At 52.4% G+C, this 9,111-nt stretch carries 11 protein-coding genes; 4 read left to right on the top strand and 7 right to left on the bottom strand.

Annotated elements, in window-relative coordinates; all coding sequences use genetic code 11:
* Positions 1 to 6: 6 nt before the first annotated feature.
* The 5 genes from DWW52_RS20185 to DWW52_RS21160 all read right to left on the bottom strand — a co-directional run bounded on the left by DWW52_RS20185 (position 7) and on the right by DWW52_RS21160 (position 2,832).
* Positions 7 to 306 carry a DUF4134 domain-containing protein gene (locus tag DWW52_RS20185; protein WP_004327362.1) on the bottom strand — a complete coding sequence of 100 codons (300 nt, stop codon included), beginning with the start codon at positions 304 to 306 and terminating at the stop codon, positions 7 to 9.
* Between the two features lie 18 nt (positions 307 to 324).
* Positions 325 to 912, bottom strand: coding sequence for a hypothetical protein (locus tag DWW52_RS20190; protein ID WP_032581416.1), 588 nt, complete (start codon positions 910 to 912; stop codon positions 325 to 327).
* Between the two features lie 19 nt (positions 913 to 931).
* Positions 932 to 1,336, bottom strand: a complete 405-nt coding sequence (locus DWW52_RS20195; protein WP_032581414.1) for a DUF3408 domain-containing protein — start codon at positions 1,334 to 1,336, stop codon at positions 932 to 934.
* Positions 1,317 to 2,096, bottom strand: a complete 780-nt coding sequence (locus DWW52_RS20200) for a ParA family protein (RefSeq protein ID WP_010992654.1) — start codon at positions 2,094 to 2,096, stop codon at positions 1,317 to 1,319. Before DWW52_RS20200 ends, DWW52_RS20195 begins: the two co-directional genes overlap by 20 nt.
* Before the next feature lie 403 nt (positions 2,097 to 2,499).
* Positions 2,500 to 2,832: a hypothetical protein gene (locus DWW52_RS21160; protein ID WP_182115660.1), complete on the bottom strand. Its 333-nt coding sequence runs from the start codon at positions 2,830 to 2,832 to the stop codon at positions 2,500 to 2,502.
* 43 nt (positions 2,833 to 2,875) lie between these two features.
* Here DWW52_RS21160 and mobA point away from each other — a divergent pair, with 43 nt between their 5' ends.
* The 4 genes from mobA (at position 2,876) to DWW52_RS20235 (ending at position 7,456) form a co-directional block, all read left to right on the top strand.
* Positions 2,876 to 3,304, top strand: a complete 429-nt coding sequence (gene mobA / locus DWW52_RS20215; protein WP_004327358.1) for a conjugal transfer protein MobA — start codon at positions 2,876 to 2,878, stop codon at positions 3,302 to 3,304.
* Positions 3,301 to 4,599, top strand: a complete 1,299-nt coding sequence (gene mobB, locus DWW52_RS20220) for a conjugal transfer protein MobB (protein WP_118717698.1) — start codon at positions 3,301 to 3,303, stop codon at positions 4,597 to 4,599. The genes mobA and mobB overlap by 4 nt, the downstream gene beginning before the upstream one ends.
* A gap of 339 nt (positions 4,600 to 4,938) precedes the next feature.
* Positions 4,939 to 6,945, top strand: a complete 2,007-nt coding sequence (mobC, locus tag DWW52_RS20230; protein WP_032581410.1) for a conjugal transfer protein MobC — start codon at positions 4,939 to 4,941, stop codon at positions 6,943 to 6,945.
* A gap of 115 nt (positions 6,946 to 7,060) precedes the next feature.
* A complete protein-coding gene (locus DWW52_RS20235; protein WP_032581409.1) occupies positions 7,061 to 7,456 on the top strand; it encodes a hypothetical protein in 396 nt (131 codons plus the stop codon).
* 11 nt (positions 7,457 to 7,467) lie between these two features.
* On the opposite strand, the gene DWW52_RS20240 is transcribed toward DWW52_RS20235, so the two are convergent.
* Positions 7,468 to 7,995, bottom strand: a complete 528-nt coding sequence (locus tag DWW52_RS20240) for a hypothetical protein (RefSeq protein WP_032581407.1) — start codon at positions 7,993 to 7,995, stop codon at positions 7,468 to 7,470.
* 115 nt (positions 7,996 to 8,110) lie between these two features.
* Positions 8,111 to 9,010 (bottom strand): SEL1-like repeat protein, encoded by a 900-nt coding sequence (locus DWW52_RS20245; protein WP_032581406.1) that lies wholly within the window; start codon positions 9,008 to 9,010, stop codon positions 8,111 to 8,113.
* Between the last annotated feature and the right edge of the window lie 101 nt (positions 9,011 to 9,111).

The following is a 9,111-nucleotide window of genomic DNA, read 5'->3' on the forward strand; positions in this document are numbered from 1 at the left end:
GCTGTTTTACAGGAAGAACGAACGGAGGATGGTAGCCGCCACGATCAGGAAGATGCAGGCTCCGAACCAGCTTGCGGCGACTTTGCTCACGTCCGGATCGCCGGCGCTGAACTTCCCGTACACTTTCACCCCGCCGATCAAGCCGACCACCGCACCGATGGCGTAAATCAGTTTCGTCCCCGGCTCAAAATACGAGGTGACCATCTGCGTGGCTTCGGTGATGCCCGCCTGCCCGTTTCCCTGCGCCATTGCGCCCACGGCAGCCAGTATGCAGGCCGCCGTAAAAAAGATTCTTTTCTGTTTCATTTGTCTTTAAAATTTTAATTAAACATTATGGTTGTCCATCAGCCGGGCGACACGCTCACGTGCGCCCTCGAACTCGTCCAGCATCGCCTCCCAGATGTCCGACCCCATCACGGACGGCAGCACCTCACGGGCTTCCCGCTCCGCCTTTTCGCCCGCATCGTCCGACACCAGTACCCGGCGCACCTTTTTCAGGTCATCGAAGGAGTACCCCGTGGCGAAGTCGGGGTTGCCGTCCGGGTAATAAGCCCCTAATTCCTCTTCCTCCTCCAGTGCCCGGATCTCCTCCGGCGTGGGTTCATAGTCCGTCTCCTCCTCGTCCTCCTCCGGCTCGATGTCGGAGTAGTCCGCCCCGTCGTCCTCCGTGGCGGGTTCGTCCACGGCTCCGGCTGCCGCTTCCTCCCCGTCCTCCGCTGCGAAGGGCAGGTAGGTGCTTTCACCCATGACCGTGTACGGCTTGCCCGGTTGCCCCGGTTCCTTTCCCGTTCCGTCCGTGTCTTCGTCCGTTTCCGCTGTCCCGAATATCCCGGCGATGTCCTGCCGGTAGTATTTCCACAGCACGGCGAGGTAATAGAGCAGCAGGACGGTGAGCGATAATTTCAGTATCATGCCGTTTCCTCCTTCCTATTTAAAAGAGGTTCTCCAGTTTCCCGGCGTATGCCGCCTCGATCTCCTCCCGGTATTGCTCGAAGTGCTGCGCCAGCACGTTGTCGATGTATGCCGAGAGCGACACCTTGCCGCCCGTCAGCATCACCGAGATTTTGGCGATGCGCTCGTGGTACTCACGGCGCACATAGACCGGCTTGCCGTAGCGGGCGGGGATGTCCATGCCTTTGAGGAAGGTCGTCTCGTAGTCCGCCTGCCTTCCCTTGCGCCGTCTTGCGTCCGCCGCCTTCCCTTCCTGCGCCTTCTCCACCGGCACGGCGGTTTCCTCCTTTCCGGTTCCCGGTTCTCCCGTCCCTGCCGCCTCGCCCGCCATCATCCGCATCAGCAGCTCCTCGTCGATGGGCTTCTCATTCCGCTGTCTCTTCATAGCCTTCCAGTTTGAGGATGGTCGCTATCTCACGGGTCAGTTCGGGGATGCCGCTGCCTGCCAACATCCGCCTGTCGGGAGCCAGCAGCGTGGAGCGGAACACCGTCCGTCCCGTGCCGTCCGCCTCCTTGCGGAAGCGTTTCGTGTCGGGGATGCGGGTTTGCAGCATCGGCAGCCCCATGTCGGCGACCACCTGCCCGTACTTCTCGTACAGCCCGCTCGTTTCCCGCTTGTCGACTTGGTTCCAGAAAAGGTAAAGCCCCTTCAGGCGGCTCGTCTCCTTGCCCAGCATCATCCGTTGCAGCACGTCGAGGAAGGAGAGCGTGCTTTCCAGCACCGCCTTGTCCGCACTCACCGGGGCGAAGATGTAGTCCATCTGTGCGATCGTGCGCAGGATGCCCGCCGAGTTCACCGTGCCCGGCAGGTCGAAGAAGAGCAGGTCGTAGCAGCCTTCCGCCGCCAGCTCCCTTGCCGTGTCGGGGGCTTGTTCCACCCGGCACTTGCGCACCGGATAGGCGGCACGCCCCGGCTGCCGCATCTGTTCGTAAGCCGCCCGTTTCAGGTGTTCGTTCTCCAGTACCGCCCGGCTGTCCCGCTCCCGCATCTCGTACAGGCTGTACTGCGGGAAGTCGCAGTCGATCACCGCTAACGGACACCCCAAGCGGTAGTGCAGGTAGCCCGCCACCAGCACCGTGATAGCCGTCTTGCCGCTGCCGCCTTTCTGTGTGGCGAAAGCCACGTTCAATGTCTGTCTGTCCATATCGTCATTCTGTTGGTTATTCATCCGGCTGCCCGTGCAGCCGCTTCTCTGTTCACTCAATCGGTCAGCTTTTCAGCCACTCTGCCGTTCATTCGTCCGTTCATTCGTTCAGGCATCCGGTCATACATTCAGCCCGGCATCCATCCAATCATCCGGCTGTCCGCTTGTCCGGCTGTTCAGCCGTTTGACCGTTTAGCCGTTTAGTCATTTAGCCGTTTGGCTGTTTAGCCGATCATCCGGCTGGTTATCCGGTTGTCCGTCCGTTTGTCCGGCAAGACAATCAGCCGTTCGGCTGTCCGTCCGGTCGGCTATCCGGCTGTTTCCTTGTCTATCCGGACAGTCGTTTCACCGCTTCCACGGCGCAAAGGAATATCAAAATACCGGTAGTTTATCCGTTTGATTATCAGCGTGTCGTGCATTGTCTTTCCACCCGTAGGTTTGTCGCATCCGGGTATGGTGTCCGGACGGGAAAAGGACTGTTACTTTGCAGGCGGAAACCAAAATGGAGTAAGAATGGAAAAGAGCGGCAACCGCCCGAGGGAGTGCCCCGGCACTCCGCAGCAGGCAAGGGCATCCCCAATCTGTCCGGCAGGACGGATTTTATTTTCAAACGAAAATGGCAAGTTGTGTGCTGCGGCACTCGAAATGAATTTCGTGCCTCACCACCACCTTGCCCCCTCGATGTGGCATCCCCCTCCGGAGTCGGGGGCTGCTCACGGGGGAGAGCCGTAGGCATACGGCGTTTTCAGACCATGTTTCACTTAAAATTTTACAGGATGATGGACAATCAGAAGAAGTATGCGGGCAACCACGGGCGAAAGCCCAAGCCCGACAAGATGCGCCACCGCTACGTGTTCCGTCTGGACGACGGGGACAACGCCCGTTTCCTCGCGCTTTTCGACGAGTCGGGCAAGGCGACCAAGGCGGAGTTTATCGTTTCCGCACTTTTCGGAAGGGAGATTAAGGTCATTAAACTGGATAAGGGGACGCAGGATTTCTACATGCGCCTGACCACTTTCCACTCGCAGTTCCGTGCCATAGGCACGAACTACAACCAATGCGTGCGTGCGCTCAAATCCAATTTCTCGGAGAAGAAAGCCCTCGCTTTCCTCTACAAGCTGGAGCGGCACACCCTCGAACTGGTCGAGTTAAGCAAGCGGATTTCCGCACTGGTGGAGGAGTTCCAAAGCAAATACCCCGTCCGATGATAGCCAAGATTTCGCACGGCAGCAGCCTGTACGGGGTGCTTGCCTACAACCAGTTGAAGGTGGACGAACGGCACGCCGACGTGCTTTTCACCAGCCGGATTATCGAGTCGCAGGGCGATAACCCCTACACGATAGGGCATCTTTCCCGCTCGTTCGGCGACTATTTGACCGCCAACCGTAAGACCGAGAAGCCCGTCCTGCACATCTCCCTCAATCCCGACCCGAAGGATTGCTTGAGCGAGGAGCGGTTTGTCAGCTTGGCGGAGGAGTACATGCGGCGCATGGGCTTCGGCGACCAGCCCTATATCGTCTATCGCCACAACGACATCGGGCGGGAGCACCTGCACATCGTCTCCGTCCGGGTGGACGAAACCGGGCGTGCCATTTCCGACAGCTACGAGCACGGGCGTTCGATGAAGGTCTGCCGGGAGCTGGAACGGCAGTTCGGTCTTGTCCCGGCTACGCCCAAGCAGTGGAAGGAGGGGCTGCCCTTGTCGCCCGTCGGTTACGGGGACGGCAACCTCAAGGGGCAGTTGGCGGGAGTCATCCGCCCGATAGCCCGGGAGTGGCGTTTCCGTACACTGGGAGAATACCGGGCGGTGCTTTCCCTTTACGGCATCACGGTGGACGAGGTGAAGGGGGAATACGGCGGGCGGGAGTATCACGGCTTGACCTATTCGGCAACCGACAGGGAGGGCAACAAGGTCGGCAAGCCCTTCAAGTCCTCCGTGTTCGGCAAGGAGGCGGGCATCGCAGCCCTTGAAAGGCGGATGCACAACGCTGCCGCATGGGAAAAGACCCACAAGGAGGTCGCCGCCGCCACCGCCGGAAAGGTTGCCGCCGCCATGCAGACCGCAGGGCATGACCGGGCGCAGTTCGAGCGGGAACTCATGCAGCAGGGCATCGGCGTGGTATTCCGTCAGAATGAAGCCGGGCGCATCTATGGGGCGACCTTCATCGACCATGCCGCCAAAGCCGTCTTCAACGGCTCCCGTCTGGGCAAGGAGTTCTCCGCAGGCGTGTTCAACGACCTTTTCGCCGGGCAGGAAGGTATTCACCTGCCGCAACCCTCCGCCGAAGTGGAACATCCCACCCGGCAGCAGGAGCATACGGGCGCATCCCAATGGGACGGACAGGATACCGGCTACCGTCCCGACCACAAGGACGGCACCACCCAAAACGTGGCGGCCGCCTTCAACCTCTTTGCCCCCGTACCCGGCGGAGCGTCCGGCGACCAGCCCGTACCTCCGCAGTGCAAAAAGAAAAAGAGGCGCAAGTACGGCAGGCAGCAATAAAGAACAAAAAGATAGCATTAACCAAGCAACCATCCGCATGGCATACCGACCTCATTTTCGCAGCGTAAAGCGGAACGCAGCGATTTTCGGATAAGGACAAAAAGCTGTTTGAGCGTAGCGAAAAGTCCGTTTAAGTGAGAGCAGAGCCAAACTTGTTTGGGCTATGCCGAACGTAGGACTTTCGCCGTAAGCAATTCTTTTTGTCCCCGAAAATTGCGAAGTGGAGTAGCGAGAAAATGCAGTCTTGATTTTTTCTTTTTGGTACTTTTTCTTTTGCATCAAGGCAAAAGGAAAAAGTACATAACTAAAACGAAGTTTTAATTTATACATCAACGAATTATGCAAAACGAAGACGATTTGCGTGGACTCGCCAAAGTCATGGAGTTCATGCGTGCGATAAGCATTTTATTTGTAGTCATCAATATTTATTGGTTCTGTTACCAGTCCGTCCGGGAGTGGGGCATCGACATCGGCGTGGTCGATAGGATATTGCTCGGCTTCCAGCGTACCGCCGGGCTGTTCTCCCATATCCTCTGGACGAAGCTCTTCGCCGTGCTGTTCCTCGCCCTTAGCTGCCTCGGCACAAAGGGCGTGAAGGAACAGAAAATCACGTGGCGCAGGATCATCCTTTGCGGCGTGTCCGGCTTGCTGCTCTTTTTCGGCAACGGGTGGTTGCTCACCCTTCCTCTGCCGTTTCCGGCGGACACCGTGCTGTATATCGCCACCCTTACCGCCGGGTATATCTGCCTGCTCATGGCGGGACTGTGGATGTCCCGCCTGCTGAAGACCGACCTGCTCGAAGACGTGTTCAACGTCGAGAACGAATCCTTCATGCAGGAGACCGAGCTGAAGGAGAACGAGTATTCCGTCAACCTCCGCACCCGCTTCTGGTTCCGGGGCAGGGCGTATGACGGATGGATCAACCTTGTCAATCCCTTCCGTGCGACGATGGTCTTGGGCACGCCCGGTTCGGGCAAGTCCTATGCGATAATCAACCAGTACATCAAACAGACCATCGAGAAGGGCTATTCGCTCTTCCTGTATGATTTCAAGTACCCCGACCTCTCCGAGATAGCCTACAACCACCTGCTCGCCCATTTGGAGGGCTACAAGGTCAAGCCCAAGTTCTACGTGATAAACTTCGACAATCCGAGGGAGAGCCACCGCTGCAACCCCATCCACCCCGACTTCATGACCGACATATCCGATGCCTACGAGAGTGCCTACACGATTATGTTAAATTTGAACCGCACGTGGATTTCCAAGCAGGGCGACTTCTTCGTGGAATCGCCTATCATTTTGTTAGCCAGTATTATATGGTATCTCAAAATCTACAAGAACGGCAAGTATTGCACCTTTCCCCATGCCATCGAGTTCCTGAACCGCAAGTACGCCGACATTTTCCCCATCCTGACCTCGTACCCGGAGCTGGAGAACTACCTTTCTCCCTTTATGGACGCATGGGAATCCTCGGCGGTGGAGCAGTTGCAGGGGCAGATTGCCAGTGCCAAGATACCGCTTTCCCGCATGATTTCCCCGGCGCTCTACTGGGTGATGACGGCGGACGATTTCACCCTCGACATCAACAATCCCGAAGAGCCGAAAGTGCTGGTAGTCGGTAACAATCCCGACCGTCAGGGTATCTACGGGGCGGCGTTGGGACTGTACAACTCCCGCATCGTGAAGCTCATCAACAAGAAGAAACGGCTCAAATCCGCCGTGATTATCGACGAGCTGCCCACCATCTACATGCGTGGGCTGGATAACCTGATTGCCACCGCCCGAAGCAACAAGGTAGCCGTCATGCTCGGCTTTCAGGATTTTAGCCAGTTGAAGCGTGATTACGGAGACAAAGAGTCCGCTGTGATTTGCAACACCGTCGGTAATGTCTTTGCAGGTCAGGTAGTTGCCGAAACCGCCAAGACACTGTCCGAGCGTTTCGGCAAGGTCTTGCAGAAACGGCAGAACATGACCATCAACAGGAACGAGACCTCCGTCTCCATCAACACCCAGATGGACAGCCTCATTCCGGCAAGCAAGATTTCCAACCTCACACAGGGTATGTTCGTCGGGGCGGTAGCCGACAATTTCGACGAGCGTATCGAGCAGAAGATTTTCCATGCCGAGATTGTCGTGGATAACGAGAAGGTCAGGCGGGAGACCGCCCGCTACGTGAAGATACCGCAGATCATCGACTTCACCGACAAGGACGGCAACGACACCATGCAGCAGCAGATTGATGCCAACTACTACCGCATCAAGAACGAGGTCAGGCAGATTGTAGCCGACGAAATTGAGCGCATCAAGGCAGACCCGGAGCTGTCGCATCTGATTAAGGACAAGTGAGGATAAAAATACCCCGTCGGCAAGAACAAGCCGGCGAGGTTCTTTTTATCGGGTATGGTGTTTTTCGGCATGAAGTAATGGTTAAGTGGGTAGAAAACATTATTTTTGTAACAAGATGGATAAGGACAATCGCAAATACCGGATCTGCTTCATCGACTATATGTGGTATGTAGCCGAGATATGGCACGAAAGGGAGCATACCAACCTTAACGGGCGTATGCTGTTGTTCTTTTGCTGGCTCTTTGCCATACTCGTACCGCTTGGAACACCGTTGATGTTTCGCTATTTCAGTTGGATTGTTGCTTTTGCCGTAGTGATGATGCTCTGCTTTCTTCCCGACTTGTTCTGCCAGCTTCGCTACACAGCCGGGCGGCGTGAAGCGCTCCGTGAATATTACGGAAAGATGAAACATCCCGGCAGGAAGCTCGCCAAAATAGTCCTTATCGCTATCGCCCTGACCGTGGTGAATGTCGCACTGATGTTTCACCTCGGATTTATATGTTGGGCATAATCAATATCTCACTAATCCTCATTGTTTTCTATCTCAATTATTGGCAATAAGGGATTATATATATCATAAACAAATTTCTTTTTCCCTAAATCTGCCTTATTATAAAACACCTTATAGTTACCTTTTATAGTTAGGCTACCATATCCTATATCTTTTCGCAACTTTGAGTTTATGGCATTAGATATTTTGTTTATAATGCTATCAGGTGTTTTTGACACAATTCTTAATTCCAACATTTCTAATTCTGATACATTCTCTCTACCACCTCTACCTTCTATCACAAACTTGCAGAGTGCATCATCATAGAAATTGAAGCTATTTTCATCCTCCAACGAAAGTGTTGTTATATAGAAATGTAAGTTTTTATCTCGGTCACTTCGCACAAAACGAGCTATATCATCGGCAACTATACGTCTATTTATAATGGCATCATTTCTTTTTACTTCCAGAAAAACAGATGCATTATATTGTGTTAGTATTTCATCCGTCAAAATGATGAAATCCGGCAATGGTGTGAGTATTCTTGTGTATGTTGGCATATTAGGTATTCAATCTTTCGTAATTTGTTTTCTATCTTTTTTTTCAATTACATTATTCATAAGATTATGGATGTATTGCGATTTGTGATGTTACTGTTTGATAGCATTCCGCTTTTCAGTCGTTTTTTTGTTCGCTATCAGTTCTTTGTTTCATATTTCTTTCAAGCCATTTCTGTGCATGCTTGTTGTTCAGATCCGCAGCTTTCTTGATTAATTCGAGCCCCTTATTGGGGTTTTGCATAATTGTTTTTCCTTCCCAATAGAGAATACCTAAATCAAAAAGTCCATGCGTATTGATTTCTGTATTTTCAACTCTTGGAGAATGGTATTCTATACTACCATCGACTCCAATCATCCAATAGTCACTTGTTTTTGTAAAACCATGACCAAAAGCCCTCTTTATTATCACGTGTGAATTATCTTGCCATTGTAGCTCACTGATACCTTTGCAATAGATTTGATAACCCTTTGGAGCAAACTGAACCCGTTTTATAAGTTTCCCTCTTTTATCAGTAAAGTCAATGTATATACCATCTTTCTCATAATCATCTTCAAAATATATTTGAGCTTTCAGTTGCTTGTTAGGCGAACTCTTTGCCTTTCGCCAATATTCCCGGAAGAGTCCACCCATACTTATGATTTTATCGTAGGTACGTTCGAAAACTTCCGTATTCCATTGCATTTCATATACTAATGACATTATAGCCTGCTGACATAAATCAATAATATAAAATGACTTGTCTTTGGGAGTTAATTGGTTGAACTTGTCGATATTTACAACATTTGATACAACCTTCATATCACATGACGTTGGGTATTTCGTCTTTTGTAAATTATCAATCAAACAAACGGTTATAGAAACAACATTATCTGTTTGTGTGGCAGGAAAATAATATTCATACATTCTTGACAAGTATGCACAGTATATTCCAACCTCATTTATACAATCACGGGATTTATTCACATCCTCCGATGACTTTGCCTTAATTTCACAAACAAATCTAAAATATTTCATTTTGTTTATTTTACAATGTCCCTCTGTTTACTATAAACCCTATTTGAAATTTGTCAGTATATCGTCCTTTTCATTGGAAGACAACATTTCCAATAAATGAT

Source organism: Odoribacter sp. AF15-53 (assembly GCF_003479425.1).
Lineage (GTDB): Bacteria > Bacteroidota > Bacteroidia > Bacteroidales > Marinifilaceae > Butyricimonas.